The organism is Pyrodictium occultum (genome assembly GCF_001462395.1).
Taxonomy (GTDB): domain Archaea; phylum Thermoproteota; class Thermoprotei_A; order Sulfolobales; family Pyrodictiaceae; genus Pyrodictium; species Pyrodictium occultum.
The window spans coordinates 1,286,156-1,312,905 of the sequence record NZ_LNTB01000001.1 but is presented as its reverse complement, the minus strand read 5'-3'; the positions used below and the strand labels follow the sequence as shown (position 1 = coordinate 1,312,905).

At 66.5% G+C, this 26,750-nt stretch carries 25 protein-coding genes and 1 tRNA gene; 7 read left to right on the top strand and 19 right to left on the bottom strand.

Annotation, left to right across the window (positions count from 1 at the left end; all coding sequences use genetic code 11):
* Positions 1 to 116: 116 nt before the first annotated feature.
* The 7 genes from CF15_RS06945 to CF15_RS06915 all read right to left on the bottom strand — a co-directional run bounded on the left by CF15_RS06945 (position 117) and on the right by CF15_RS06915 (position 7,729).
* The gene (locus tag CF15_RS06945; RefSeq protein ID WP_058371138.1) at positions 117 to 1,160 is read right to left on the bottom strand and encodes a hypothetical protein; all 1,044 of its coding nucleotides are present in this window, start codon (positions 1,158 to 1,160) and stop codon (positions 117 to 119) included.
* A 22-nt stretch (positions 1,161 to 1,182) separates the two neighbouring features.
* Entirely contained in the window at positions 1,183 to 1,971 is a 789-nt protein-coding gene (locus tag CF15_RS06940; protein ID WP_168371326.1) for a VWA domain-containing protein, read from the bottom strand.
* A gap of 45 nt (positions 1,972 to 2,016) precedes the next feature.
* Positions 2,017 to 2,802 carry a hypothetical protein gene (locus CF15_RS06935; RefSeq protein WP_058371136.1) on the bottom strand — a complete coding sequence of 262 codons (786 nt, stop codon included), beginning with the start codon at positions 2,800 to 2,802 and terminating at the stop codon, positions 2,017 to 2,019.
* A 148-nt stretch (positions 2,803 to 2,950) separates the two neighbouring features.
* On the bottom strand, positions 2,951 to 4,807 hold the full coding sequence (locus CF15_RS06930) for a WD40 repeat domain-containing protein (RefSeq protein ID WP_058371135.1): 1,857 nt from the start codon (positions 4,805 to 4,807) through the stop codon (positions 2,951 to 2,953).
* A 132-nt stretch (positions 4,808 to 4,939) separates the two neighbouring features.
* Positions 4,940 to 5,518 (bottom strand): hypothetical protein, encoded by a 579-nt coding sequence (locus CF15_RS06925; protein WP_058371134.1) that lies wholly within the window; start codon positions 5,516 to 5,518, stop codon positions 4,940 to 4,942.
* Complete coding sequence (locus CF15_RS06920; protein ID WP_058371133.1) at positions 5,515 to 7,020, bottom strand: oxygen-binding di-iron domain-containing protein; 1,506 nt, start codon at positions 7,018 to 7,020, stop codon at positions 5,515 to 5,517. Before CF15_RS06920 ends, CF15_RS06925 begins: the two co-directional genes overlap by 4 nt.
* 154 nt (positions 7,021 to 7,174) lie before the next feature.
* On the bottom strand, positions 7,175 to 7,729 hold the full coding sequence (locus CF15_RS06915; protein WP_058371132.1) for a hypothetical protein: 555 nt from the start codon (positions 7,727 to 7,729) through the stop codon (positions 7,175 to 7,177).
* A gap of 200 nt (positions 7,730 to 7,929) precedes the next feature.
* Between CF15_RS06915 and CF15_RS06910 the strand changes: the two genes are divergently transcribed.
* From CF15_RS06910 to CF15_RS06895, 4 genes are all read left to right on the top strand, one after another.
* Positions 7,930 to 8,757 (top strand): hypothetical protein, encoded by an 828-nt coding sequence (locus CF15_RS06910; RefSeq protein WP_058371131.1) that lies wholly within the window; start codon positions 7,930 to 7,932, stop codon positions 8,755 to 8,757.
* Between the two features lie 26 nt (positions 8,758 to 8,783).
* Positions 8,784 to 9,032 (top strand): hypothetical protein, encoded by a 249-nt coding sequence (locus CF15_RS06905; protein ID WP_058371130.1) that lies wholly within the window; start codon positions 8,784 to 8,786, stop codon positions 9,030 to 9,032.
* A 9-nt stretch (positions 9,033 to 9,041) separates the two neighbouring features.
* Positions 9,042 to 9,479 (top strand): PIN domain-containing protein, encoded by a 438-nt coding sequence (locus CF15_RS06900; protein ID WP_058371129.1) that lies wholly within the window; start codon positions 9,042 to 9,044, stop codon positions 9,477 to 9,479.
* Positions 9,480 to 9,647: 168 nt separating this feature from the next.
* Complete coding sequence (locus tag CF15_RS06895; protein WP_058371128.1) at positions 9,648 to 10,496, top strand: hypothetical protein; 849 nt, start codon at positions 9,648 to 9,650, stop codon at positions 10,494 to 10,496.
* On the opposite strand, the gene CF15_RS06890 is transcribed toward CF15_RS06895, so the two are convergent.
* Positions 10,493 to 11,095: a hypothetical protein gene (locus tag CF15_RS06890; protein ID WP_058371127.1), complete on the bottom strand. Its 603-nt coding sequence runs from the start codon at positions 11,093 to 11,095 to the stop codon at positions 10,493 to 10,495. The genes CF15_RS06895 and CF15_RS06890 overlap by 4 nt on opposite strands.
* 139 nt (positions 11,096 to 11,234) lie before the next feature.
* Here CF15_RS06890 and CF15_RS06885 point away from each other — a divergent pair, with 139 nt between their 5' ends.
* Positions 11,235 to 12,878 (top strand): ABC-ATPase domain-containing protein, encoded by a 1,644-nt coding sequence (locus CF15_RS06885; protein ID WP_058371126.1) that lies wholly within the window; start codon positions 11,235 to 11,237, stop codon positions 12,876 to 12,878.
* 175 nt (positions 12,879 to 13,053) lie between these two features.
* Here the strand turns inward: CF15_RS06885 and CF15_RS06880 are convergent, their stop codons facing one another.
* The 8 genes from CF15_RS06880 to CF15_RS06845 all read right to left on the bottom strand — a co-directional run bounded on the left by CF15_RS06880 (position 13,054) and on the right by CF15_RS06845 (position 23,508).
* A complete protein-coding gene (locus tag CF15_RS06880) occupies positions 13,054 to 14,172 on the bottom strand; it encodes a hypothetical protein (protein ID WP_058371125.1) in 1,119 nt (372 codons plus the stop codon).
* Between the two features lie 777 nt (positions 14,173 to 14,949).
* Positions 14,950 to 15,738, bottom strand: a complete 789-nt coding sequence (locus CF15_RS06875; RefSeq protein ID WP_058371124.1) for a hypothetical protein — start codon at positions 15,736 to 15,738, stop codon at positions 14,950 to 14,952.
* A gap of 151 nt (positions 15,739 to 15,889) precedes the next feature.
* On the bottom strand, positions 15,890 to 16,750 hold the full coding sequence (locus CF15_RS06870; protein WP_083494553.1) for a 7-cyano-7-deazaguanine synthase: 861 nt from the start codon (positions 16,748 to 16,750) through the stop codon (positions 15,890 to 15,892).
* Between the two features lie 45 nt (positions 16,751 to 16,795).
* On the bottom strand, positions 16,796 to 17,533 hold the full coding sequence (locus CF15_RS06865; protein ID WP_083494552.1) for a tRNA(His) guanylyltransferase Thg1 family protein: 738 nt from the start codon (positions 17,531 to 17,533) through the stop codon (positions 16,796 to 16,798).
* A gap of 20 nt (positions 17,534 to 17,553) precedes the next feature.
* The gene (locus CF15_RS06860; protein ID WP_236698168.1) at positions 17,554 to 18,777 is read right to left on the bottom strand and encodes a pyridoxal phosphate-dependent aminotransferase; all 1,224 of its coding nucleotides are present in this window, start codon (positions 18,775 to 18,777) and stop codon (positions 17,554 to 17,556) included.
* A gap of 252 nt (positions 18,778 to 19,029) precedes the next feature.
* Positions 19,030 to 20,274: an NrfD/PsrC family molybdoenzyme membrane anchor subunit gene (gene nrfD / locus CF15_RS06855; RefSeq protein ID WP_058371122.1), complete on the bottom strand. Its 1,245-nt coding sequence runs from the start codon at positions 20,272 to 20,274 to the stop codon at positions 19,030 to 19,032.
* A 5-nt stretch (positions 20,275 to 20,279) separates the two neighbouring features.
* On the bottom strand, positions 20,280 to 20,942 hold the full coding sequence (locus tag CF15_RS06850) for a 4Fe-4S dicluster domain-containing protein (protein WP_058371121.1): 663 nt from the start codon (positions 20,940 to 20,942) through the stop codon (positions 20,280 to 20,282).
* A gap of 22 nt (positions 20,943 to 20,964) precedes the next feature.
* Positions 20,965 to 23,508, bottom strand: coding sequence for a molybdopterin-dependent oxidoreductase (locus CF15_RS06845; protein ID WP_058371120.1), 2,544 nt, complete (start codon positions 23,506 to 23,508; stop codon positions 20,965 to 20,967).
* Positions 23,509 to 23,682: 174 nt separating this feature from the next.
* Between CF15_RS06845 and CF15_RS06840 the strand changes: the two genes are divergently transcribed.
* A complete protein-coding gene (locus tag CF15_RS06840) occupies positions 23,683 to 24,132 on the top strand; it encodes a hypothetical protein (protein WP_058371119.1) in 450 nt (149 codons plus the stop codon).
* Positions 24,133 to 24,174: 42 nt separating this feature from the next.
* Positions 24,175 to 24,251 (top strand) — tRNA-Ala (locus CF15_RS06835).
* Here CF15_RS06835 and CF15_RS08620 read toward each other — a convergent pair.
* From CF15_RS08620 to CF15_RS06825, 3 genes are all read right to left on the bottom strand, one after another.
* Entirely contained in the window at positions 24,230 to 24,745 is a 516-nt protein-coding gene (locus tag CF15_RS08620; RefSeq protein ID WP_083494551.1) for a hypothetical protein, read from the bottom strand. The genes CF15_RS06835 and CF15_RS08620 overlap by 22 nt on opposite strands.
* A 211-nt stretch (positions 24,746 to 24,956) precedes the next feature.
* Positions 24,957 to 25,685: an HAD-IC family P-type ATPase gene (locus CF15_RS06830; RefSeq protein ID WP_269082830.1), complete on the bottom strand. Its 729-nt coding sequence runs from the start codon at positions 25,683 to 25,685 to the stop codon at positions 24,957 to 24,959.
* 88 nt (positions 25,686 to 25,773) lie between these two features.
* Positions 25,774 to 26,679, bottom strand: coding sequence for an HAD-IC family P-type ATPase (locus tag CF15_RS06825; RefSeq protein ID WP_168371325.1), 906 nt, complete (start codon positions 26,677 to 26,679; stop codon positions 25,774 to 25,776).
* Positions 26,680 to 26,750: the final 71 nt, after the last annotated feature.

Genomic DNA, 26,750 nt, shown 5'->3' with positions numbered 1-26,750 from the left:
GCAGCCGGGGCGGGACTCCCTCCACAGTATGGGCTTGACTGTGGTCCGTCCTACTAATCTCTACCCCTGGCGGGCGGGGCGGCAGCTCCATGAGAGGCTGCGGGGCCGCCCGGGGGCTAGAATATTGACGAGAGTGGGTAGCTCGGCATGCCCCGCCGCTCGCCCGGGTCGACGATGAAGACGTGGTACATCGCCTCCACCACGTCCTCGCCAAGGCTTCTCCACAGCTTGCTCAGCTCCAGGTACTCGGTCTGGTCCAGGTAGCCCTGGTCCACCATGCTCAGCGGGGGCCAGCCGCCCGGGTAGCCCTGCGCGGCCTCGGCCTCCACTATCTCTAGCCAGTAGCTGCTGCTCAGCACGGGGAGGCCGTGGAAGGGACTGAGGCCGCTGTAGACCAGCGCCACCAGCTGCAGGCCGTACCAGGTCGGGGTCCAGGCTATCCAGGAGAGGATGGGCCTGGGGAGCCGGGAGGGCTGGAGGGGTATGGGCAGCTCGCCCGGGTCCGGGGGCTGTATCTCAACCCCGGCCTCGGCCAGCACCTCCACGGGGAGGAGGTTGGCGTCGCGGGCGGGGAGAACGGTGAGGGGGTAGTCCTCGGAGCCTATAATGCCCGCCGTCTCGTAGTCGTAGAGGAATACCCCTCTAGTCTCCCCGACCCTGCCGTAGGCCGCGTTGGGCGTCGTAGCGTCGACATGGACTATGTCGGCCGCGTCTAGGCAGGCGAGGCCCCGCAGCACCTCGCGGGCGAACCGCCTCCTCTCCTCCAGGCTGTGCCTCTCGAGGTACTCCCCCAGCAGCTCCGGGTTGTTCACCAGCTCGGATACCGTAGTGAAGTCCTCCACCTCCCGGAACACTAGCACGGCCCTGTCCTCGAGGGCTCCCACGGCTACGGGGAGGCCGCGGGCCCAGAGGCTCTCGGGTATCGACCCCCCACACCTCCTGCGGAGCCTAGTGAGCCTCCTAAGCATCTCAGCGATGCGCTCCACCGGCCGGGCGAGCCCCGTGTACTTGGGCGTATACAGCTTGACTATGTAGCTCTGCCCGCCCCGGAGCCTAGCCCGGTATATGTCGGCCTCGCCGCCGCTATCGAGCAGCTCCCACTCATCGCTATCAGTGGACACCACGAAGCCGCTGTGGAAAACCAGGCTGAGCCTAGCCATGGGGGCTGACACCCTAGAAGGCCTAGACCGTAGCCGTCTCGCTCAGCCTCTCCACGAACCTCCTCACAGCCTCCTCCCACTCGCGCGTTATACGGTCATCGGCGGGCGCGTCTATGAACATCTTCTCGTGGTAGGGCGGGTCCACCAGGTCCAGGAGCCCCCGGTCCTCGAGGACACGGCGCTGCGCCTCACGCAGGAAGCTCGCTATATCCCTCAGCGTCTCCCTGTCGGCGTCCTGGCCGAGGGCTATGGTTGCGAGGCCTATACGGTTCCTCTCGTTGAGCTTCTTCATCCTCTCCGCCAGCTCCATGGTTATCTTCTCCGCTGCCACCACCACGTCGTCCACCGTTCTCCTGGTCTCCCTGCCGTCGGTGAAGAGGAAGAGAGTCCCATACTTCTCCGGCGGCAGCGTCAACTGGTCCACATACCGCTCGACCACGGACGCCGCCGCCTCCAGCGCGTCAGCCATGGCGGTCATGCCGTAGGGCCGGTTCCTCTCCGCACTCTTACGGAACACGTCGAGCGCCACGTTCCTCGGGGCGACGGGGAAGTAGACCTCGCCGTTCCACTCAACCACCTCGACGTCGTCGCTGAACCAGACGAAGCCGACCCGGAAGGCGGGGGCCATCCTGCTGCGGCCCAGCCTGCGTAGGAGAGCCTCAACCAGGTCCACTAGGTGGAACCACTTGCCGCGGTAGTCATAGGTCTTGGGCTCCATCATGCTCAGGGAGCGGTCTAGTATGAAGAGGACTAGGACAGTGTAGCTGAGCGGGCGCCTACGCAGCAGCCTCATAACAAACGGCTTTGACAAGCTCATCAGCCTCCAAGGGCGGCTGGGAGACTGGGGCATCAGCCTCTACGACGCCCCGGAGCCGGAGGCGCCGGCCTCCTCTCCGCCACCCTGCTGCAGCACGGTGGCCACAGATATTTTACCCGCTACATTGGCCACTATAAGGCTTTTGTCACCCGATACTACGAGGCGTGAAACCTCGCCATCACCGAGAATACCCAGGGCCTCAACAAGCCTAGAGTAGGCGTCGGAGAGGGCCCTCGCTATCGTGCTAGCCTCCTCCTCGCCCAGCCCCTCCGAGTTTATCACGACCCCGCGGCTGAGGTCCACTGCTATACTGCGTAGCCTGCCCTGGATCCTCGCGCTACCCCCCTGGGCGAGGTTTATGAGCTCCAGGAGCTCGATGAAGTAGTCCCCGAGCCTGCCCCCGGAGACCCGGGGCTGCAGAGTGGCGGGGAACACGCTGACCAGCGTGACCATTATACGGTTTATTACGCGCGAGAGGGCGTCACCGCCGTACTCCTCGACGAGCTTACCCTCCCCCTCAGCCTCGAGGTAGAGGCGGCACCCGCTGCCCTTGCTGACCCCGACAACCCGCACGGAGCCGTGGAGGTCGCCCCGGAGGAGCAGCTCCAGGCGGTCAGCCTCGACCCTCTCCTCGGCCTCCACCCGCAGGCTGCCGTACCTGGCGGAGGCGAAGGTAAGCACCTTCACGCCGCGCTTCTCTCCCTGGCCGCTGAGCCTGGCCGCGCCCGCCAGGAAGGAGGAGGGGTCGCGGGAGGATAGCAGCCGTATAACCCGGTCGCAGGGGGCGGCTACGTCGAGCACCGCGCTCCTCTTAACAGGGGCCAAGGTCTATAACCCCGCCCTCTCAATCCCTCCAGGGCCGTGCCGACACTAAATACGCGTCGCCCATGGCGCGGGGCCGCCGCAGCGAGCCATGGCGCTGCCAGGCGCGTAGAGGAATGTAGGGGCGGACACGGACCGGCCTCCGAAAAGCCTAAGCGGCGCCGCCTCTCCTGCCGCCCCTCCTCCTATGACCCGCTACGAGCATGAGAAGGCCTATAGCCGTCAGGGCCGCCACGATCCCTGCCGCGGCCAGCCTGCTGCCGGACCAGGCTCCCCCGGCGGCGCTGGTGGCCGCGCTGGCCGCGGGCCCCCTGGAGGCCGAGCTGGCCGGAGGCGTGGCTGCACCCCCGCAGGCTCCAGCCGGGGTCGTGGTCACCGTCCTCGTCACGGTAGTGGTGACAGTGGTTGTTACCGTCCTTGTAGCTGCTCCGGGGGCCGGCGCCACTAGGCCCTGGATGCGGCTGAAGTACTTGGCTAGTATGACTGTGGCCGGGACCAGGTTATCCACCCTTATCTCGGAGGCCAGCCTGCCGGGCCGGCCCCCGTAGTACACCGCGATGTAGGGCGCTGCCTGCAGCCTAACCAGTACATGCTCCCTGTCGCCGAGGAGCCGCAGGCTACTGGTCTCGGAGAGGGCTAGCACCGCCCGGCCATGGACGCTCACATTAGACTCCTGGTAGCCGTATTTTATGCCGTGGCAGGATATCTCTAGAGGCTTGTCGAGCAGCATAGTTGCTACAGTCATATTGGTGTCCATTTCCTTCAGCTCCACCACGTTCACCTCAAGCACGACGTTGCAGGGCAGCCTAACCTGCTCCAGGACCGCGTCGAAGGATACATTATAGCTGCCCACGTTCAGCGAAAGCACGGACGGCAGGTCTATGACAGTCCTGAACAACACCACGGGCCTATCATCAATGGCTACGCTGATCAGGGTGTAGACGGTGCTCACCCCAGACACTATCTTGGCAAGCCTCTCGTAGATGAAGTCGGCGGCGTTGAACGAGGCTACGACACCCTTCTCCACGCCTATGGCCAGCTGGGAGCCGTCGGGGCTGACCGCGATAGCTGTTATCGGGGCAAGCGAGACCCTGTCTATGTCTACCAGCTCGAGGCCTCCTCGGCCGTACTGGAAGAGGTAGAGGTCGCCGCCTAGATCACCCGCTATGAGGTAGTTGCCCGTGACCGCTATCGAGGTGATAAGCGTCTCGACGCTATAGGAGGCCATAACCTCCCCTCTAGCGAGCGATAGCAGGTAGAGCCTTGAGACACCGTGGCTCTTGTCGATGACGGCTGCCGCCACAACATCGCCGCCGAGAGCCATGCCGGCCAGCTGCCCCCCGAGGCTGGGCGACACCCAGACGGGCTTGCCGGAAATGAGGGAGACGAGGGCTATGTAGCCGTTGCGCATGCCTACAACCACCTGCTCCTTCCCGGGTATGCAGGCTATGGAGGCCACGCCGCCATAGTCCCCATCCCCTAGGCTTATCACCGCCAGGCTGCGCGGCTCCAGGGACCCCGTCGGCCCCTGGACCAGCTTGTAGAGGTGGAGCCTCGGCCTCCCCGACTCCCCCGCGACGAGGAAGCCGGTGGAGACCCAGCAGACGCTCGCCAGGTCGCCCCATATGCTGAATATCCTCGCGGCCTCCCTCCCGGTGGCAGCGTCGAGCACGTATACGTAGTGCCATATCCTCCCAGCGGCCACTGCCACAAGCCTCCCGTCGGGGGAGAACGCCACGTCGTAGACCGGCTCCTTGGGCAGCAGCCCCCACACCTTGTGGCCGGACCGGTCGAGCAGGACGGCGCCGCCGCTAGTGCCCACTAACAAGTGGTCGCTAGAGGTGTTCCAGGCTAGCCTGGTGACGCTGTATCCCAGGATGACGCTCCACGAGGGCTGGGGGGTGCTAGACCCGGCCTCCGCGGCGTGGACGGGCTTGAGGAGATAGAGCGCCGCGGCCAGGATGGCGAGCAGCAGGAGCGTCCTGGCGAGGGCCACCAGCGTCACCATGCAGCAGGCGGAAGTTCCGTAGGATAAAAGCCTATGTCCACTAGAAGCCCTGGAGCCGGGGAGAGGCCCCTACGGGCAGCCCGGGGGGCTGCGGAGGCAGCTGGAGGCGCCTAGGGGCTCCGTGCCGTCACGCTAGACGGATGTATTGTAGACCGTTAGGAGGGCCTCCGAGCTGGACTGGAGCGTGGCCAGCAGCGTCTCCGCCTGGCGGGGGCTCAGGGGCTTCCCCAGCTGGGCGGCCGCCACCACCCTGCCGCCGCGAACGGCCAGAAAGTAGTCGCTGTCTGGCATGGTTACACGGAGCAGGGCCGAGCGGCCCCGGAGCCTATCGTAGTTGAAGCCGGAGGGGTGGCCCCGGTAGAGGACGGGGGCCTGGATGACGGTGTTGACTATGTAGCCCGCATCAGATAGGCGCTTCGAGAGCTCGCTGTCCCAGGAGCCATGGTCGACCCAGAGCGGCGGGGCAGCAGCCTCCCGCTCCACCTTCTCCTTGGCGCCGCCCTGCTTGTCACCTCTCCTGGCCAGCCGCAGGGTACCGTCCTCCGCCAGGCTCGCCTGGAGCCCCTGGAGCCGGGCCCACGCCTCCACGAGGGGCACCGCCTCGGGGTCTACCGCGAGCCGCAGCTCCCTCACACCCTCCATGCTCCTCTCCAGCTCCCTGTAGGGGATGAAGCCACGGTATCCCCGGAGGTCAAGGTACGGGCCCTTCACTCCGCCTCACCCTCCGCCACGAGCTCCGCCGCCTCGCCGAGCAGCGACTTTACACGCTCCACTCCTTCAACGAGGGGGCCGTAGCGCGGGGCCAGCCTCTCAACCTCCAGGCCCTGGACCGTCTTCAGCCAGCGGCCCAGGGCCTGGGGCGTGAGCGTGCTCCGCAGGTAGGCGCGGAGGGCACGCCGGAGCACGGGGTCCCCGGCGTAGGGCAGGCCGGGTGGAAGCAGGAAGCCCAGCACGGGGCCTGTGAAGAGCGTCCTCGAGGCCTGGTCGTAGAGGGACAGCATGCCGCCGCAGCAGCTGGCCGGTATTACGTGTAGCTCGCTCCGCCCCAGCCTGACGCGGCCCCCGGTTAGGGGTACGGCCGACACGCGGTCCGGCTGGTCTAGGAGGCCTGCTAGCTGGGCCCAGGCGTAGGGCGGGGCCAGCACCTGGGCGGGGGAGGCGGCGTAGAGCTCCCTAAGCAGGGGGTAGGTGGATGCGCTCGCATCCCCGGCCACTATGAGGCGCAGCTGCTCCATGTCGCCGACGAGGCCGCGTACAGCCTGGCTCCACTCCGCGGGCCCCGCCGGGTCCACCACGGCGTACTCGTAGCCGTCGCCTACGATGTACGTGGAGACTGTCAGCCCGCCGTACTCGGGGCGCCCGCCGGGCCACAGCCTGTAGACCGCGTGCCGCCCCTCCTCGTAGACCGGCTGGGGGGCGTTGACCCTCACCCTATGGCGCTGGCCTCCGAGGGCCCAGGCGAGTAGGCGGACGCGGTGGCTTGGGGGCTTCCACGCGGTCTTCAGCGCGTCCTCGCCCCGGACGCTGTGCCCGTCCATCTCGGCGTAGACGCCGGTCACGCTGCGGCCGCGGATGACCAGGCGGGCGAGGTAGTAGTACTCGTGGAGCATACCCTGTATCTCCGCCAGGTACTCGCCGGGGCCCAGGGCGGCTATGACACGGTACGCCGCCTCGACGAGCACGTTCTTCACGGGGGTGAAGCTGTCATAGAACACCAGCGCCGCGTCCTGCACGCCCGCAGCGGCCAGCTCGTCGTCGGCGCCGGAGAGGCTCACCGTGGGCCAGGCCTCCTCGACTACACCCGCTATAGCCTCCCTCACGCCCCTAACCAGGCTACCCGCCGCCGGGGATAGCCTGCCGCTGCCACCGCCGCTGACAACTATGTGCACGCCCTCGCCCACATCAGCTATACTTACCACCAGGACCAGGGAGTCGGCGCCGCGGCCCAGGAGGACCACCAGCGCGTTCTCGAGCCTATAGACGTGCATGTCCAGCCGCATAGGCCTGGAGCCGAGCCTCAGGATGCCGAAGCGCCGGGGGACACGGAGAACGACGTACCCGTCGCCGACCTCCTCCACAAGTTCTATCCTGGAGAGCACACGCTTGAAGTCGCTTATGAGCGAGTGTATGCTCTCCGCGTCGAGGGGGACCACTAGAGGCTCGCCCGGGCCGCCGCCTAGCAGCGGGCCAGGCGTCACGGAGCCTGTCGGCAAGGCCCGTCAACGCTCCCCAGGGCTTTAGCGGCCCCTGCAGCGGGCCTGCTGGGACCTTCCCCCACGCGTCCCCGCGCATTCTCCTTATTAACCTTGTTAATCATCCGGTATGGGGCTAGCGAGGCCTGCGGGAGCGCCGGCGCGCCTGGGCCGCCTACTCCCCGGGCTCCCGGGCCTTGTACACGCTAACAGCCAGTACCACCGGCACCTCGCCCCCGTCGCCCGGGCTACCCCGGAGCCTGTACTCCACGAGGGCGTCCACCCAGGCTAGGCCGCCCGGGCCGCAGGAGATGTTTACATCCAGGGCCGGGTGAAGGGCGTCTAGCACGCCAAGCCTCTCTCCCCGGGGCCCCTTAAGGACGATGCTAAGCCCGTCAAGCCTGGCCTCCACGACGTCCCTGTCGGCGAGCTGCACCCGTAGGCCCACTGTGCCCGTGCTGCTGTTCCGGCAGAGGAGCGTGAGCCACCTATCCACCCTGGCGCTCTGGGCTGCGCCCGGGAGGCGGACGCTGGGCCGGACGTCTACTAGCACCCCTCCCGAGGGCTGGACGACTGTTGTCAGCAGCACGCTGGGCCCGGGCTTGTCGGGGGAGAGCATGCTTGCAAGCGCCGCCAGAGAGGCCAGGGCAGCCAGCGCGGCCAGGACGGCGAAGGGCCGGAGCCGCATTCCTGAGCCGCCGTTCCCGGCTGTAAGCGGTCTCTGGGGCATCTCGGGGCCACCCCTCTGGCGGCGCTGCAGCCGCGTTTCTAAGCGGCGGCCCACGGCAACATGTATTTTACGATTAACTGTGTGGCTGAATTGACGGGGCTACCATGGTTCTGGCTGTGGAGGCGTGGGACTAGCCCATTGCCGGGGCTAAGCAATTTAAAAAGCCAAGGCATGTGCACCAAGCTAGGGAGCCGGGCTCCTTGTCCGTGCCAGCGCAGGAGAGGGCCAAAGCGGAGTCGCCGGAGGAGGTTCTCACAAGGCTTATAGCGTTGGCCTCCTCCGTCGACGGCATAGATGTCACTGTGGCCGCGTACGAGGGCTTCACCTACGCCGTCAACGCTAGGAACCCGGACTACGAGGCGGCTGCGGACGAGCTGGCGGCTATTGCCTCGGCCTACCTCCAGGCGTTCCGCCAGCGTATCCCCGGGGGCGAGATAGCAGCGAGGGTAGCGCTCGGCGAGTACAAGGGCAGAGCTGTCCTCGTGGCGGACGTGGGAGGGGGCTTCACGTTCATAGCGCTCGGCGAGTACCCGGGGGTGTCCTCCCTCCTCGACCCGGTCCGCAGGCTTGTGGAGGGCAAACCCCTCCGGTGCCCCTCCTGCGGGGTAGTGCTCGACGTCTACACAGCCACGTGCCCTAGCTGCGGGCACACTACACCCTTTACACAGCCCGTCTGCCCCTTCTGCGGCCACGTGCTCAACAGGAAGCCCTGCCCCAACTGCGGCACCATGCTCAGCCTCTCGGTGTCACGGGTGGAGGCTGTGAAAGCCGCTGCGGAGCCCTCTGTAGGGGAGAAGGTGGCCGAAGAGGCTGCAGCCCCCGCAGAGGCTGAGAGGGCCGCGGCAGCCCCCATCACCGCTGGCCCCAACTCTCTGAGAAGGCTTAAGACCATGCTCAAGGTGATTATAGGCTCCTCGGTAGCAGTCATCTACTTCGCGTCAGCCTACCTGCTGGGCGCCGACATGACGGCAGCCGCCCTGGCCGGGATAGTCCCCCTGGCCACGGTGTTCGCGCTGCTGCTCAGCTAGCGGAGCAGCCCGGGGGGCCTGGCTGCATGGCCGGCGGCGATGGGCTTCAACGGCTTATACGGAGGCTTGCGCTCAGGCTCGTCGAGCACGGGGTAGCGGGTAGCCGGGAGCACGCGGAGAGGATTATAGCGGTCTCAGGCGCCGTCCACCTGGTAGACGTTGTCAGGGCGCTCGAGGAGTCGAGGAGGCTCGTGGAGCGCTACATGAGGGAGGGCGGGCCCCCGGTCGAGCCCCCCAAGCCCCTGGAGGCTGCCGCTGAGCGGGAGAGAGGGTGACTACCCCACTTGAGGGACTGCATCTACCTTGACACAACCTTCCTGCTCGCCTTAGCCCAGGAGCACGGTGCTTTCCGCGAGCGCGCCCTGGAGCTGCTTGAGGAGTTCCGGAGGGGTGGCAGGGCCCTCGTATCCTCCCACCTGGCCCGGGCGGAGCTTGTCGCGCTAATCGCCTCCAGGAGGCCCGGCCTGGGCCTTGAGGGGGTTTACGCGCTAGCAGACTACGCTATACGCCGCGCGGGGGCCGAGGTAAGGGACCCGGACTACAACAGAATTGTGCGGGAGGCCCAGCTCTACGGGGGGCTCATCCGGCTTAGGCTTGGCAGCCTGCTCCACCTCCTGGCCGCGCTGTCGCTCGGCTGCCTCTCCATAGCTACCTTCGACACGGCCATCATAGAGCGCTCTGGCAGGGTGAGCGAGATCCTGGGCGTCGAGGTGGTGCACTAGCCGTAGCCGCCCCGGCTGCCCCGAGGAGGGCCGTCTTGGGGATGCTCCTCGAGCCCCCACGGCGAGCCTATATTAGCGCGCCACGTGGCCGCCCTCCTCGGGGCTAGGCGTAGCCCCTCGTATAGTCACGCTTAGGAGTAGGCGGGACCTCACCGAGGCTCCTCGGCTATGTTCGTCTCGAGAGGGAGGACCAGGGGATTCATACAGCTCGGGCCCAGCACGCTGAGGGAAGCCATCGCGGAGGCCCTCGGCGGGCTCGGGAAAGAGGGGCTGAGGCTCGTCTACTACACGCCAGAGGGGCTCCAGGTCTACCTGGAGGCCTCGCCTAGCCTGCTGGCGTGCATAGCCGCCGCCCCGGGCGGCGCCGTGGCCGCTGGAGAGGAGTGCCTAGAGCTCCTGGCCAGGCGCGCGGATGATAGGCGGGGCGTGGTGGAGATTATAGAGCTGACCGAGCACCAGGTGGCAGTGGATGCCGAGGAGAGGCCGGAGGCCGTCGTGCCCGGGGGCCTGGAGAGGCTCCGGGCCGTTCTCGCGGGGGTCGGGCGTGGAGAGGGGGCCGGCGGCCCCCAGCCCGCCCCCGGGGAGGCCGCCGCGCGGCCGGCGGAGCAGGAGGCGGGGCCCGCGGCAGGCCCCGGGGAGGCCGTGGAGGCTGCGGGGGAGGAGGACCTAGAGGAGCTCATGGAGATGCTGCGTGTAAGGGGGCTGAGGCTCTCGGACACGTTCAATGTCCTCGCTCTTGCAGCGCTCTCCTCCAGGGGGAGGGCGGTGGAGGTAAGGGCGGGGGATAAGCCCTGCATGGATATCGTTGACGACGCGCTGGCCCTCCACACGAGGGTCGCCGTGGTGTGCAGGGGCGGTGGGGGCACCCTCTACGTCTACGCCGACCCGGGCGCCGGGAGGCTCGAGGCATACTACATGGATGACGGCGGTGGGGCCCTCCTCGGGGCCGAGGCGCTCCGGAGAGCGGGCAGGCTGGTGCCGAGGGAGGTTAGGGTCTACGTGGAGGCCGGGGGCTAGGGGAGCTGGAACTCTATCCTCTCATAGCCCCCGGTGCGGCCGCCGCGCCGGCCGTAGATCGCCAGCGTGCTCTCCCCGACAATGTCCCAGTCCTCGCTCCCCGGGCCCATGTCGACCGAGAGCACCCTGGAGCCCGGCGGGAAGACCCAGTAGGCCTCGTAGCTGTACTCTATCTCCTCGGGCTCGTACCTGTTCTCGTAGACGTTCCGGCCCCTCCGGAGCGGGGCCCGGAACCGGAGGGCGAAGACTATGAAGACCCTGCTCCTGCTCCCCCGGAACCCTATATCAACCATCTCCACCCTCGGCCTCACCCTCTCCCCGTTGACCACGACCTCCTCCTGGTCCACCAGCTCCTGCATGTTGTAGTAGAGCTTGGTGGTCTCCTCCTCGTAGAGCCTCTCGTCCCTCAGCACGGCGTCGTAGTAGCCGAGGGGGTCTATGTAGTCGAAGACGAGGTAGTAGGCTATGTAGCGGTAGCCCACGTAGAAGAAGCCCTGGCCGTGCACCGGCTGGACCTGCTCGCTAGCCTGGCTGAGAAACTCGCTGCTCGCGCCGGGGCCCCGGCGGCCTCCCCTCCCCCCTCTCCCCCTGCCTGGCACCCCCGCGGCGCCTCCGGGGTGCTGCGGGCGCGTAGACCCGCTATGAGGCTTTGCCGCGCAGCCGGCGGGCCCCCGGGGCCCTGGGGGAGATGGAGCCTTAGCCGCCCGGGGGGCCTCGGGGCCCCGGCGTGGGTGAGCATTGGCTGCCAGGGGCGCTAGCATCAGCCGCGTGCTCCGCGTGATAGACGGGCGGGGCTACAAGGCGTATAGGGAGCTCAGGGGCGCCGAGGAGAGGGTCCGGGGCCTCCTCATCCGCGTCGTGAGGGTGCAGGGGGACCCCTTCGCGCCGCCGAGCGTTGTGAGGATAGAGGCCAGGCCGGGGCTGCCCCGGTGGGCGCTCGAGCACCCGGTGGCGGCCGCTGACTACATCTACCGGAGGCTCCACCAGGCGCTCCGCCGCTACTCAGCGAGGCTCGGCGAGGGCCACAGTGGGCTCCTCGCGGTGCCTCGGCCCGGGCCGGTGATGCTGCGGAGGAGCGGCGCTGAGCTGGGGAGGGATGGGCTGGTCCTCCGCGTCTGGGCGGGGCTGCCCAGCAGGAGGCGCCGGGTCCTCGGCGACGCGGCCGAGGAGCTTCTCCTGGAGAGGCTGCCCCGCGCCGTAGAGGAGGCGCTGAGGGTGGACATGGAGGGGCTGAGACGCCACGTGGAGGCGTGGAGACTGCAGGAGGAGATACGCTCCAGGCTCCCCGGCATGGGGCTCGTCTCCTTCGTGGGGGATGGGAGCATCCTGCCCAGGCGCTGCGGGGGCTGCGAGGACCCACTCCCCGGCGCTGTGCCCTTCGAGTCGCCGCCGAGCCTCCGGGTGGAGATCGAGACCAGCCTGGGGCCGGTGACGGGTATGGGCGTCCGCAGGGGTGTCACGGTGATAGCGGGGACGGCCTTCCACGGGAAGACGACGCTGCTGGAGGCTATACAGAGCGGCATCTACAACCACGTGCCCGGCGACGGCAGGGAGAGGGTTGTGACGATAAGGGAGGCCGTCAAGGTCCGAGCGGAGGACGGGAGGAGCGTGGAGTGCGTGGACATATCGAGCTTCATCCACAGCCTCCCCGGCGGCAGGGACACGGGCTGCTTCACCACTCGGGACGCGAGCGGGGCTACAAGCATGGCGGCCGCGGTGCAGGAGGCTGTGGAGGCGGGGGCCAGGCTCATACTCGTAGACGAGGACACCTCGGCGACGAACCTGCTCTTCTACGACGAGCGCGCCGAGCCCCTGATACGGAGGAAGACGGTCACCACGATAGCCGAGCAGGCCGCCTCCATGGCCGAGAAGGGGGTCTCCCTGGTGATAGTCTCCAGCGGCTCCCTCCCCCTCATAGCCTCCGCCGACACGGTAATAGTCATGGAGGACTACCGGGCCCGCGACGCGACCAGCGAGGCCAGGAGGCTAGCCGTAGGGAGGAGAAGCTACGCCGCCTACAGGCCCCCGGCCAGGAGGCTGCTGGCCGAGACGCCGAGGCTGGAGAAGCCGAGGCTGCGGGGCTCCTGGCTCGTAGCCCGGGGGCTCGAGGAGCCCCTGGACCTCGAGTCCAACGAGCAGCTGGTGGAGGAGGGGCAGCTCCACCTCCTAGTAGCGCTCGCCGGGAGGCTGGACATGTTCAGGGGCAAGCTGATGAAGGAGGTGGCGGAGAGCGTTGACGACGCGCTGCGGGAGGGCTTCGGGAGGCTCCTGGGCGGCGAGCCCGGGCCAGGCTACTCGGAGGTAAGGGGCCTCGACCTTGTCCACATGGTTAACAGGATACCTGGGATAGGGGTGAGGCAGGAGAGGCGGGGAAAGCCTTAAGAGGGCCCTGGGAGCGGCGGCCTGCGTCAAAATAGTGGGGTGTCGACGAGGGCGCGCGGAGGACCCGGGGGTCTGGAGGGGAGAGTCCTCCGGGCTCCCACCCGCTCCTCTCCTATCCGGTGTCCCGTCTGCTATATTCCTAGTGGTCCTGGGGTGGGCGCGTAACGCGTAAAGCCTAGCGGGGCAGGGGGCGCTGGGGCTGCAGCAGCCCCAGCCGGAGCCTCTTCTCGCCATCAGCCTCCTCCACCTCGACAAGGGCCAGACCGTGAGCCATGAGGGGCGCCAGAGCGTCCATAGTCTCGCCCACACCGGCCTCGAGGCCGTCCAGGCGCAGGACATCGCCGTCCAGCGCGGCCGTGGCCTCGAGCCAGTGTAGGCCGGCGGGGAGGCAGGGGGGCTCCACGGGGCAGCCCAGCCTGGGGAGGCAGTTGAGCCTCCGGGCGGCGCGGCCGGCGAGGACCTGGAGCAGCTCCCGGCGCTCCGCGGGGCAGGCCTCCAGGCTCTGGAGCGCAGCGTCCACTAGGTCGCTTATGGGGCTGGGGAGGGTGTAGAAGGGCTCCAGCTCCCGGAGCCCGAGGAGCCTCGCGCCCGCGTAGACTAGGCAGCGGTAGCGGTGGAGGGGGGAGCTCTCCCGGGCGCGGAGCAGCCTCCTACGAGGGTCCCCCTGGGGCCCGGGGAGCTCCGCGTGCTCCTCGAGGCCGAGGTCCTCCAGCCCCCCGGCGCCGAGGCTCTCGAGCAGCGCCCCCGTCACCGTGGCGGAGGCGCTGTAGAGGACCAGGGCCTCGCGGCTGTAGGGCGGCATGCCGCGGATCAGGGCTGTGAGGAGGCGGTGCAGCGCCTCGGGGGCCCACATGGGGTCCCCGGTGTCGAGCTGGCCCGGCTCCGGGGGCGTGGCTCCCAGGCTCTCGAGCAGCGCCCGGGCAGCGTCGGCGACCGCCTCGATCGCCGCGAGGGGCTTGGTCTTGGAGGAGGCTACCCGGATCCCCCAGCCGGCCAGCCGGAGGGGGAGGCCGTCGCGCAGCCGGGCGGCTAGCCTCTCGGGCTGCGCGACGTACACGCCTACCACGTCGCGGTAGAAGCGGGCGAGGCTCCGCGGGGGGTACCTCTGCTCCCTGTGGATGGATGCCTGGAACCCGCCGAGCAGCATCTCCGCTGCAGGGCCGAGGTCGACTAGCTCGGAGAGATCCCTACCCTCTACGGTCGCCAGGAGCCTGCGCCTCGCCTCTAGGAACCCGGCGGCCTCTCGGTAGACGGCGGCGGCGTAGTCCTCCAGGAAGCCCCTGAGCCCGGGCAACCAGCTGCCCCCGGGCGTGAGGAAGGCGGCCCCCGTAATGCTAGTTACCGCCCGCAAAGCGGGCACGGGTACCGGGGCCCCGAGGGCTTAGGCTCGAGGCCGCCCTCCAGGCGCTAGGAGCCGGCAGGCGGAGCTAGCCATAGGGGCCTGCACGGGGCGCCGCCGGCGGAGGTGGAGAAGCTCCCCAGCCTCGCCGGGCTGGTCGCGCCGATCCACTGCAGCGGCAGCGCGGCGAGCTACATCGCCAGGAGGCGCCCGGGCCGCTACATGGGGGCGGCCGCGGGCACAGTGATGGAGGTCTGGGATCAGGGGTCAGCCACACTAGGGCTCCCCACCCGGAGCGGGGGTCGGCATTGCTACCCCTCATCACGCGCTGGGGCCGGGGAGAGGGGCCGCCTCAGCGGCGGCGGGCCCGCGCACCGGCCCCCGGGGGACGCGGAGGAGGGCCTCGCAATCTGCCCCGGGCAGGGGCTGCACGTTGATCCCGGTGCCTCACCGGCGGCCCCCTGGAGGCACGCTGGGAGAAGCCCTTGGCCCGGGGGCGAGATTGATTCCCCCGGGGCGTTATTACACCCTAGGCCCCGTGGGGCTGTGAGGAGGTGCTTTTCGCCCGAAGAGGGCTGGAGGGTGTGGACCGCTTGCCGCTCCGAGCCCCCAATGGCCGGCAGGGGGTGATGAGCCCACCCTTGCCGCTATCCCGGGGGTCTCCCGGGGCGTGGCGGAGCCCCTCTAGGGGCTGCCCGGGCTGCATGTCTCTCGCCGCTGACCCCCTAGGGCCTAGGGCGGTATAGTGTTCGCCATCTCCTCCCGGAGCTGCTTAACCACCCTGTGGCGTATCCAGGGTGGTTCTGCGGGAACTAGGCTGTCCACCTTGTCCGCGATCTGCGGGTCGAGCCTTATAGCGCCAGATACTACGAGCCTCGTGAAGGCCTTAGTAGCTGTGTAGGCGGTGTAGAGGCGGCTGGCGCCCCGGCTGGCCGCTTGGGCGAGCTCCCTCAGTATACGGTAGACCGTCTTCACCTCCCCCTTGCTGTGGGGCCTCAGATAGGCCGTGGAGCGGCTCTTGCCGGCTATACTGTAGAGCCACTCCATTATCCTTGCCGGGACCGCCACGTAGACCCTGCCGCCGGAGCTGAAGGCGGCGGGGAGCGCGTTCCAGGCCGCGCGGTGGATGTGGGCGAGCAGGCTCCCCTGTATATGCTCGCCCTGAGCCGTGGAGCCGAGCTGCATGACCTGCAGGCCCGCCCCCCGCCGATAGGTGTAGAGGACCGTCACGCTCCCCGCGCCCACCGCTGCTCCCGCAGCCTGGAGCCACTCGGCCACGAGGCCGGCCTCCTCGGGCCGGAGCACTCTGCGGCTGTGGAAGAGGGCTATCTCGCGGAAGAGGAGGAAGAGGGGAAGAGCGATTACGCCGACCACAGCCCCCGTGACTATGGCCAGGCCTAGGGGGGAGCCTCCAACCAGTATAAGGGCGGCGGCCGCCGCGGCTACGCCCACCGCCCCGAGATCGGGCCGGGGAGGGAGCAGCGTGGGCGTAGCAAGGTCTGACCTCTTTTTAGCTTCCACCCTCCCAAGGCACCCCCGCCGTGGCGCCCCAGGGCCCTGCCCAGCCAAGAGTTCCCAAGGGCCCTGGGCATGTATCCATAAATATTACCACGGGTACATCCCAATAAGTCCTACCCCCAGCCCGCCGGCCAGGGGTCCCGGCGCCGGTGGTCTAGGCGCTCCGGGGCTCGGCTAGCCTCCTGCAGCTCCTGTGGACGTAGGCGTCGCCGACCCGTACGAACTCGCTGGGGTCGCCGGGCGGGGTCTCGTAGAGGGTGCAGTCCGGCAGCCCAGCCTCGAGGAACGCGCTGTGCCTGCTCCTGCAGCTCTCGCAGCGGCCGCAGTGGTAGCGGCCGGAGAGGTAGCAGCTCCAGGTCTCGTAGATCAGGTCGCCTACGAGGCTGTAGGTCCTCTTGAGGCCCTCGGCCTTGGTTAGGCCCTCGCGGCTTGGGCTCCAGATCTCGAGCCTCCTCTCTCCCCGGAAGTGGCAGATGCGGAGCGCTGTCTGCAGTGCCTCCAGGCACTCGGGGCTGCAGTCGGGGTAGAGGGGCTCCCAGGTGTCGCTCCTCGGCGCTATGTCGTTGTAGTGGGCGCCGTAGACCACGTAGACGCTCTCGCCCGGGTGCTGCTGGGCCAGGCTGTAGGCGTAGGCGCTCGCTATGCTGAGCATCACCACGTTCCTTATGGGCACCACCACCGTGGGCTGGTACCTCTCCTCCACCGCAATGCTCTCGTCCGTGAGCTGGCTCCCCCTCCACAGCTCGGCCATGAAGCTCATATCCACTATCCTGTGCTCCACCACCCTGCCCCAGCCCTTCCTGGACTCGGCTAGCCGGTTCGCCTCCTCTATGAGGCGCTTAGCCACCTCGAGCTCCTTGCTCCCCTTCTGCCCGTAGTTGAAGCTGAGCGCGTGCACGCTGCAGCCCCTGGCGAGCCACTGGACCATGTAGCCGAAGCTGTCCGGGCCACCGCTCACAATAGCCACGACGCGGCAGGGCTTTCTCACGACGGGCTCCACGCCCCGCAGGGCCAAGAGCAGGCACCTCCCCCGAGGGGTCCAGCCGAGGAGCCCCCGGGGCTATAGCTCCTCGCCGGCCCCGAGGGCCTCCAGGCAGGCCTCCAGCCCGCCGTCTAGTATCAGCAGCCTCCTCCTCTCCGCCACCACGCCGGGCGGCTCGACGAGCCTCCGGGACGGGGCGTAGACCAGGCAGCTGCCGACGAGCCTCCAGGCGGGCTCCTCCAGGGGGTCGCGGCCCCTGCGGCGTAGCTCGCCTATCATCTCCCGCAGCCCCGGCGTGCGGCCGGCCCCTCTGGGCGACGCCGCGTGGTAGATGCTGGAGACGTAGTTGTTGAGCCCCACCCGGGCCCGGTGGAGCAGGTAGCGGGCCGCGTCGCGGCCGGAATAGAGCTTCACCACCCTAGCGTCGAGGAAGAGGGGCCTCCCCAGGCTGAGCGAAACCCCTGCAGAGACCACTCCGGAGGAGATGCTCACGAGCTTCTCCACCCTGCCAGAGTAGGGCGGCTCCCCGGTGAACACTAGGCTCGCCTCATCGCTCACCACCAGGGCGCAGCAGCCGCCGAGGAGCCGGAGCGCCTCCGCCACCGCCCTGGCCAGGGCCCGGTGAACCCTCTCGTCCCTAGGCCACCCGAAGCCCTGGAGCCTCCTCCCCCAGCCAACCCCGTCGAGCCGCAGGGCGAAGGGGGGCTCCACCCGCTCCCCCTGGAAGATCTCCCTGGCCTTGTACTCCTCCTCGAGCGCGGCGGGGTTTAGGCGGAGGAGCCTCTCGAGGAGGCCCCGGTCCACGCCTGGGGCCACCCTTCCCGGGAGAAGGGGGGCTAGCGGCGGCCCCTCTCGGCCAGGAGCTTCTCGACCTCCTCCCTTATCCTGCCCACGCCCTCCCGGATCTTCTCCACGCTGACCGCGTAGCTCAGCCTTATGAAGCCCTCGCCCGCCTTCTCGGGGAACACTGTGCCCGGCAGCGTCACAACCCCGCGGCTGTAGAGGAGGTGGTCGACGAACTCCTCGGTGCTCATGCCTATCTCCTCGAGCACCTTGGCAACCCTGGGGAAGATGTAGAACGCTCCACGGGGCACCGGGACCTCGAAGCCGGGGACGCGGCGCAGCTCCTCAACCACCGCGTCGCGGCGGCGGCGGAACTCCTCGACCATCCTCCTGACCGGCTCCCAGGGGCCGCGGAGCGCTGCGACGCCGGCGCGCTGGCTTATGCTCGGAGCGCAGCTGTACACGTTCACCGCCAGCCTCTTCAGCCTCTCTATCACCGGCCTGGCCGCTGCCAGGTAGCCGAGCCGCCACCCCGTCATGGAGAAGGTCTTGGAGTGCCCGTTCACGTATAGCACGTTGTCCTTCCAGCCGCTGTAGGTTAGTATGCTCCTGAAGCCTCCCTCGTAGACGAAGTTGTCGTATATCTCGTCAGCCAGGACTACCAGGTTATGCCTCCTAGCTATCTCGAGCACCGCCTCAACCTGCTCTGGGGGGAAGACCTCGCCCGTCGGGTTATGCGGGTTCGTGAGCACTATCATCTTGGTGCGGCTCGTCACAGCCTCCTCTATGGCCTCCACGTCCAGCTCGAAGCCCCTCTCCTGGCCCTTCCAGCGGAGCGGCACAAAGACCGGCCTCGCGCCCATGGCGCGGGCGGCCTCGGGGTAGGCGGGGTAGCTAGGCTCCGGCACCACCACCTCGTCCCCGGGGCCGAGGTACGCGGCTATGGCGAGGAATATCGCGGTCTTAGCGCCCGTGGTGACGAGCACCTCGTCCGGGCCAACCTCGGCCTGGTACCTCGAGTTGAGATAGTCCGCTATGGCCTCCCGGAGCTCGGGTATGCCCACGGTCTCCGTGTACCCGGTGAACCTCTCATCCAGAGCCCTCTTAGCCTCCTCGATTATATGGTCGAATGTGGGGATGTCGGGCTGCCCAACCCCGAAGCTTATAACCTTGACGCCGCGGCTGGCGAGCTCACGCGCCTTGGCTATATAGGCGAAGCCTGCCTCCCCCCGGAGGCCCTGGATAACGGGCCTCATAAGCCTCTCAACCGCGGACACGGCGGAGAACACCCCCGCGCCGGGCTGGAAGCCGGCACGCCCAGGGGTTGAAAGAAGTCGCGTACGCCAAGGAAGGAGGGGTCGCGGCTAAGGGCGTCCCTCCCCATGCCCCCGGGAGGGTCGGCTGTTAAGGCCCCGCTCATCCCCCGGAAGGGCCCTGGGAGTGGCTGGGAGAAGGGAGCCCTCTTTCTAGGCACTGCGGGCCCCGGGGAGGCCGGGGGAAAAGCCGGGGGCGGGGGCTCTATAGCTGCGCTACCTGAACACGAGTATCCGGCGCGGCTTCTCGCCGGGCTCCACCGCTAACAGCCGCAGCCCCGCCACGTAGAAGAGGAGCCAGAGGCCGAAGCCGCCGACGAAGGCCGCCGCCTCCACGCTGTTTGACAGCAGCTCGTGGAGCGCCTCGGACTCGAAGCCGCCGCCCAGAGCGGCTGCGGCTAGCCCATGGTAGCCTGGCAGGGCCTCAAGCCGGGCCACCTGGCCTGCCGCCACCAGCGAGTGGAGCATGAGGAAGCCGCCGACTATTGCTAGCACCGAGCCCGTGAACATGGCGGCTCTGCTCCTTCTAGCGCCAGCGTAGAGCCCCAGCGCTATCGGAGCAGCGACGGCGAAGGCCACGCTGAGCCAGAAGAGCCATGCCACGCTGCCCCCGGCGAGCATGGAGGCCGCCTGCCTGGATAGCCCCCAGCCCTCGTACTGCTGTACTAGCGTCCAGGCCGCCAGGAAGCCTACAGCCACCGCCATGCCGGCGAGCTCCTTGGAGACCCCGTGGATACAGCACTCGCGCCACTTCTCCCTCGGGAGCGCCGTGAGCTTAACCGCTATCTCCCCTATCCCTATCCCAGTCCAGGCGGCGCCTAGCAGGAAGGCCAGCGCTATGTTGAGCACCCCCAGCGGGGCCGCGAACCAGCCCGGCACCGCCAGGTTCTGGCCGAAGGCCATGGCCAGGTTGTACTCAAGGATTAGGCTCGCCAGCAGCCCTCCTACCAGCAGCGCGCGGCCCCCCAGCCCCGTGAGCGCCCCCTCTCCACGGGCTATGGCGTAGACCAGCGCTGCCACCAGGAACACGGCATAGATTATGTAGAGTATACCGTTCCATGCTATCCTCGACGAGGGGTTGAATCCAAGGTATATCCAGGAGGCGTGCATTACGTGGGTAAGGTCTGCGAATACCAGCACTATGCCGGGTATTAGTAGGGCTAGTGAGAGCCAGAGGGTCTTACGCGCCAGCGGCAGCGCCTCCCTCTCACAGTAGACCGCAAGCCTTATCGCGAGGGCGTCGAACACCCCGCCGCTGGATATCGCGAAGAACGCGTAGCCTGTAACCATTATCCCCCAGGGCACTAGTGCGTGCAGCGGAGACGCTTTGCTCAGTGTCTGGTAAGCATATATCCCATAGAGCATTAGTAGCGTCAACGCCGCGCCCACGCCTAGGAGCGTATAGCCGGCTGCGCCGAGCCTCCCCCTGGCGATTGCCGGCTCAGCCCTCTCCTCGACCATGGTGCTCACCTCCTACGGGGTACGGCCGGGACCCTCTGGGGAGGTATGAAGAAGAGCTTGGGCCTGGTGCCCAGCTCCGGTGCCAGCGTCACAGCCTTACCGCTCCTAACTAGCCTCGCCACCTCGCTATCAGGGTCGTCCAGGTCGCCGAAGACCCTGGCGTTGAAGGCGCAGGCTTCGACGCAGGCTGGTACCCAGTTGCTAGAGCCCTCTCCCCCACGGTGTATGCAGAACGTGCACTTATCGGGATAGCCTACTGCGAGCGCCTCCCTGCTCGCCGGAACCCAGCCGGTGAGCACCCTGCCGCGATACACTGTTCTAGCGCCGTAGGGACAGGCTATAACGCAGGCTCTACAGCCTATGCACTTCCTGTGGTCCAGCATCACCACACCGTTCTTGGTTATGTAGGTGGCTCCGGTGGGGCATGCGATGGCGCAGGGGGCGTTCTCGCAGTGCATACACTGTATGAAGTAGGTGGTCTTGTATAGTGGCTCGCCCTCGACAGGCATCTCGACGGGCTTGGTGCGCGCATAGAAGATGCTATTACCCTCGGGCAGTTCGAGGCCCTCGCCACTCTGCCTCATAACGTTCTCGCGTATACATGCTATGACGCAGGCCTGGCACTGGACACAGCGGTTAAGGTCTATAACCATAGCCATGCGGGCCATCGTATACCACCTCCCTCACGGGCTAGAGCTTCTCAACCCTCACAACAAAATCGTGCTGGGCGGCCCTGTAGCCCTCCTCAGGCACAACGCTCACCATGGGGTCTCCCAGGAAGTTGTTGTTCACGCCATAGCCTCCACCGTCTCCGAATAGCTTGACCGTGAGAGTGCCGCTGGAAGTCTCAACCACAACCTTATTGGGTACAACCCTTTCGTCAAGAGCTGTGGCATGGGGTGCTGCTAGAACCATGGGGTGCACCTTCTCGGTGACTATGACCCTAGCTGTTACCTCACCGTTGGGGCCCACCAGCCTCACCAGGTCGCCATCCCTGAGCCCGAGCCTCCTGGCCCTTGAGGGGTGCATCTGGACGCCGTAGAGCCTCCCCCACTTGAGCGAGTCACTCACCAGTCTGGCGAACCTCATGAAGTTGTTTATCGCTGTCAACGGATCCTGGAACTCGACCACCACGAACTCGTTATCGGCAAGGCCGCCCTTCCTCATCCAGAGGGGCGGTACCCAGCAGGGCAGCGGGTTGAGCGGCGACTCCTTACCTATGTAGCTCCTGTACTTGGCAAGCCACTCTACGTTCACCAGCTCGAGCTCGCCCGTGGTTGTGGGGAGCGGCTTGCCGCCCCAGGGGTGGTATTTGGGCTTGGTCCAGAGCAGGGCGTAGCCTTTCCTCCTCAGCTCGGCATAGTTTATGCCAGCCTCCTCAGCCTGCTTCCTCTTGACTGCTATGGGGTCCACCGAGGCACCGGGGGGCAGCTTGCCGAGCCTCTTCGCAATCTCTACAAGTATCCACCAGGTGGGCCTAGCGTCCACGCCTCTCGGCGGGTCCAGGGCCTTCTGCGGGTCCACCACTACGCTTACATAGCTCTTCTTAGCATAGTTTAGCGTTATCGGCTCGTACTCGAAGAAGAATGGTACCGGCAGCACCAGGTCTGCATACATCGTTGTCTCGTTGAACACTGTGTCGAGTACTACTATGAACTCCACGCGGTTCTCGTCCTTAAGCGCTTCAGCCAGCTTACGGCCCCCTAGGACGTGGCTTACGAAGTTCTCTAGGTGTATGAAGAGCACGCCTATCGGATACGGCTTGCCCTCGATAATCGACCTTGCCACGAGCATGCTCCAGCAGCCAGGGCGGATGTTCTCCACGCCCTGGCTGGCCCAGTACCCCGGTATCGAGGTGCCCCTTGGCTTCGTCTTGGCTATGCCCAGTATGTCTATTGGGGACTTGAAGTGGGGCTTCCCAGCCGGGTAGGCTATGCCGCCCTTCGCCCCTAGGCTGCCGAGCATTATGTTTATGAGCATATTCACCCTGTTCAGCATGCCCTCGTTGTAGTAGCGGGTACCCTTGTAGCCGTGGTCTATGAAGGCCTTGGGCGCTGCATCGGCGAGCTCGTGGGCTAGCCTGCGTATAGCGTTGGCCGGGACGCCAGTTATCTTCTCGGCCCACTCGGGCGTATAGTTCTTGACGGCGTCGCGTATGGCTAGGAGCACGGTCTTAACGGGGCGGCCCTGGTAGGTGCCCTCGTACTCCAGGGCTGGGCTCAGGGCCTCAGTCTTCAGCCTGAACTTCCCGTCAGCCTCGTCGTAGACTAGGTAGGTCTTCTTGCCCTTCATCAGCGGGTTAGGGGCGAGCTTCACGGGCTCCATGGTGTCCGCGTAGACCAGCATTGGAGCGTTAGTCCACTTGACAAGGTAGTCCTTGTTGTAGAGCCTCTCGCTGAGTATGATGTTGAGCAGGGCGAGGCTCACCGCGAGGTCGGTGCCCGGGGGTATTATGTAGTACTCGTCGGCTAGCTCGGTCAGACGGCTCTCACGGACATCGAACACCACCAGCTTCATCTTGTTGGCGCGGCCCTCGGTGAACATCTTGGTCCACGCCGAGGCCACTATGCCCCCGGCCGGGTTGCGGCCCATGAAGACGGCGAGCTTAGCATTGGCATAGTCCGGCATGAAGGCCGAGGGGCCCTTATAGGCGCCGAAGATGGGTTTACGGCCTATATCGCAGCCGGTATGGCAGGTGTCGCAGTGCTGGGTAGTGTTCGGGGTGCCCAGCACGCTCTCGAAGAATGAGCGTACCAGGCCGCCTTCAAAGCCCTGGTGGCTGAGCACCACGATGCGCCATGGCTCATCGAGGTACTTCTTCAGCTTCTCGGCGAGTATGTTGAGGGCCTCCTCCCAGCTTATCTCCCTAAACCTGCCCTCGCCCCTTGCTCCTACACGGAGTAGGGGCCTACGGATGCGCTGGGGCAGGAAGCGCAGCTCCGGGATGGCCTGGGGCCTGCCGCAGGCTGCGAAGTACCGGTCGTACTCAGGGTCGGTGTTGTACACGACCTTCGCTACTACCTGCTCGCCACCCACCTCTGCCACGTATATCCTGATGGGGCACCTCTGCCCGCAGATAATGCAGGCAGTGTTGGCCACGCGTATCGAGGTCGGTGCTGCAGAGCTGCCGGCTCTCGCCCGGGGAAGCCTCCTTCTCGGGATAGAGAGTGGGAGCGCTGAAGAAGCTGCAGCGACGGCGGCGAGTTTGAGCGCCTCGCGGCGCGTTATCCTCAACCGATACCCACCCTGGTCCAGTGTTCCACCAATACCTGTACATGGTTGAACATTAATAAAATTACTTATATTAATTACCTTAATTATCAAGAAAATATCATGTGACTGGCCTGCAGCACTTATCCTAAGGCCGGCTGCGGTGCAGCCGGCGGCCGGGCCGGAGGGCCTAAAGGCATGAGAGAGGGCGGGAAGCTGGCAAGGCTTCTCGAGAAGGCGCTCAAGCCCATTGTAGAGGCTCTCGGCATAGACATAAATGACGTGGAGAACCTCGAGATAGACCCGTACGGGCCCAGGGTGGTGCTGGAGGCGCGGCCCCGGAGGGGGAGAACCCGCAGCGTGTTCCTCGACGCCAGCCCGGATGGGGTGGAGCTCGTAGCCTCCCTCGAGGCGCCTAGGGGCCTGGACCCCAGGGAGCTGGAGGAGAGGCTAGCCGAGCTGCTGGAGGAGTCGCCGGAGACCCAGGGCGTGGAGGAGTACGACGTGGACTACGACCCCGAGGCCGGCGAGGCGAGGATAACGCTCCACGCGCGCCTTGTAGCCGAGCTGCCCGGCGTAGGGGAGCTGGAGAGGCTCCTAGAGGAGGCGCTGGGGGGCCTGCAGACTGGGGGCCGAACCGCTAAATAGCCCCTAGGCGAGGGGCCGTAAGATACTACCATGGAGGAGGGTGGGCCGGTAGCTCAGCCTGGAAGAGCGCTCGGCTTGCACCCGAGAGGTCCCGGGTTCAAATCCCGGCCGGTCCACCACCCCCGCCGCTGCCGCCGGCTGCGCGCCTCCTCACGTCCTCTATCTCCCGGAGCACCTTCTCCTTCTCCTCCCTGGGGGCGGGGAGAGCCTTTACAAGCCTCTCCAGCTCCTCGAGCTGGAACGATATGAAACGGAGCACGCTCTTGGTGGCCGCTCCTGCCGCCTTGGGGGGTAGGGCTACCAGGAGGCTGAGGGCCTCACTGGTAGCCGTTGACAGTGCCTCTAGGAGCCTGGAGAAAGCCGGGGTCCGGGCCTGCTCCAGCCTGCTGTGAAGGTACTGGCTGGCCAGCTTCTCGGCCTGGTCCGGGGGTACTCCGTTCTCGACCAGCTCCCGGTAGAATCTAGCTACCTCCTTGCCCAGACTGGACTCGTCCGGCTTCTGCAGCCCGGCGGTGTAGGCTGCTAATTTCCTCACGCGATCCAGCACCGCCGCTATCGACTCCAGGAGGCTGCGTAACTCCTCGCGGCCCTCCTGCCCACTGGTGGGTGCCAAGAGCCTCGCCCCGGGTACCATACTGACCATACTGCTAACGCTTGATTATAAATTGTTGCGGACATACTCTTCCCGTTGTCTTGTGGTATTACTAGTATTACCTAGCGGGCGGCTCCCTAGCCTTCCCAGCAGCGAGCTTAGCCTTCCTCCCTTCCTCCAGGCAAAGCCCGCGGCGAGGCTGACAGAGGCCGCGGCAACGAGTGTGACCCCATCATCGCCGAGGACTAGCACTGGGGGGAGGGAGATGACGCCCGCTAAGCCCGCCACAATTACTGCCAGCTTTAGCAGCGTGGCGGCTGCAAGCCCAGTGTAGAGGGAGGCCAGATAAGTCCTGGATCCGCGGAGCAGGTCTGGCAGGCCCCGGAGCCCCCCGGGTGGATACAGCGTCGGCGCTTCTAGCCACCAGCGCTATACGCGCCATGGCGACGCCGACATCGCTGGCGGCTAGCATGGGGATGTCGTTGACCCCGTCCCCGGCTACTAGGACAGGGCCCTCCCGCCGGAGATTTTCAACCAGCCTCTTCTTCTCATGAGGCCGTAGGCCCCCGTAGTAGTCTATGCCGAGCCTCTCGGCGATCATTCTCACCGATGAGCTCGAGTCGCCGCTGGCAACCACGACTCTAAGCCCCATGTTTTTCAGCGTCTCCACCACCCGCTCTGCCCCGGGGTCCAGCTCTTCTTCCAGGCAGAACGAGGCCACGTAGGCGCCGTCCACTGCAGCATAGACTACGGGCCCTTCGCAAGGGTTGCCGGGCGGCAGGCCGCCGGCGTGCTCCTCGACAAGGCTCCTACTACCCAGGACCACTAGATGCCCCTCAACCCTGGCTACCACGCCCTTGCCAGGGATCTCGTTGACCTCCTCCACCTCTGCAATCTCATTGCTCAGCCTAGCCACCGCCTCGGCTGCGGGGTGGAGGCTGGCCCTTGCAGCCGAGGCTATGAGGCGTATCGTCTCCCGGCTGGATCCCGGCCCTCATAGTGTATGCGAGCCACGCGAAGGCTGCCGAGGGTGATTGTGCCGGTCTTGTCTAGCACAACCGTCCTGGCCCGGGAGGCGTTCTCGAGGCTCTGGGGCTCCTCACCACCACGCCTCGACGTGCCAGCTGGCCCAGGACTAGCATGTAGGTGTAGCTCGACACCACTATGTAGGCGCTCGGGCAGCCAGCCAGGAGGAAGACTAGGCTTCTCTCCGGGCCAAGTATTGCTGATGCAGCCGCGTAGGAGGCTAGGAGCAGGCCTATGTACCAGGGGGCGATGCGCTCTATGAGGCGCTGGTGCCTCGTCTTCTTCTCCAGCGTCTCCAGGGCCTCGCGCACCAGTAGCTGGATTGCACTCTCCCTAGCAGGCTTTACAGCCCTGACCCCCACAGCCATACCGCCTATATTCATGTAGCCGCTCTCTACCGGGTCGCCTCTCGTCAGCCTCCTCGGCTCGTGCTCCCCGGTGACCATAGATGTATCAAAAACCGCCTCCTCGCTTAGCAGCATGGAGTCGAGAGGCACCATGCCCCCATGCGGGACTATGATCACGTCGCCAGGCTTCACCTCGTCAATGTGAACCTTCTCTACGTTGCCGCGGCGGACCAGGGCGGTGCGCGGCAGAAGCTCCCGGAGGCTCGTAAGCCTCCTCTCTGCAGCCTCCTCCGCAGCATCCTCCAGTATCTCCGACGCAGCGTACAGCGTGGCCACAAGCGCTGCCTCAGAGGTAAGACCGTATTTCAACATCACTAGGACGGAGAGCCCCATCAAGAGGTCTACAGTAACCCTGCCCCTTGCCAACATGACAGTGAACCTTGCCAACAATCCAGCTGCAACCGCTGCAAGGATGAACCAGGCCAGCTGGTCTAGCCCTAGCAGGCTGAGCGATAGTACTAGAAGCCCGAGGATAAGCAGCGCCAGCCACCAACCGTCATGCAGGAATCCACAGCACTTCACACCACTCATCACTGCAGGGCTACAAAACACCATTCATATAATAATTCTTCTTGTTAAACTAGACATGAACA

What these genes read in the sequence shown, in the direction of transcription:
- CF15_RS06945 (WP_058371138.1), bottom strand. Translation starts at nt 1,160, where the DNA reads ATGGCTAGGCTCAGCCTGGTTTTCCACAGCGGCTTCGTGGTGTCCACT.
- CF15_RS06930 (WP_058371135.1), bottom strand. Translation starts at nt 4,807, where the DNA reads ATGGTGACGCTGGTGGCCCTCGCCAGGACGCTCCTGCTGCTCGCCATC.
- CF15_RS06915 (WP_058371132.1), bottom strand. Translation starts at nt 7,729, where the DNA reads ATGCCCCAGAGACCGCTTACAGCCGGGAACGGCGGCTCAGGAATGCGG.
- CF15_RS06905 (WP_058371130.1), top strand. Translation starts at nt 8,784, where the DNA reads ATGGCCGGCGGCGATGGGCTTCAACGGCTTATACGGAGGCTTGCGCTC.
- CF15_RS06895 (WP_058371128.1), top strand. Translation starts at nt 9,648, where the DNA reads ATGTTCGTCTCGAGAGGGAGGACCAGGGGATTCATACAGCTCGGGCCC.
- nrfD (WP_058371122.1), bottom strand. Translation starts at nt 20,274, where the DNA reads ATGGTCGAGGAGAGGGCTGAGCCGGCAATCGCCAGGGGGAGGCTCGGC.
- CF15_RS06850 (WP_058371121.1), bottom strand. Translation starts at nt 20,942, where the DNA reads ATGGCCCGCATGGCTATGGTTATAGACCTTAACCGCTGTGTCCAGTGC.
- CF15_RS06840 (WP_058371119.1), top strand. Translation starts at nt 23,683, where the DNA reads ATGAGAGAGGGCGGGAAGCTGGCAAGGCTTCTCGAGAAGGCGCTCAAG.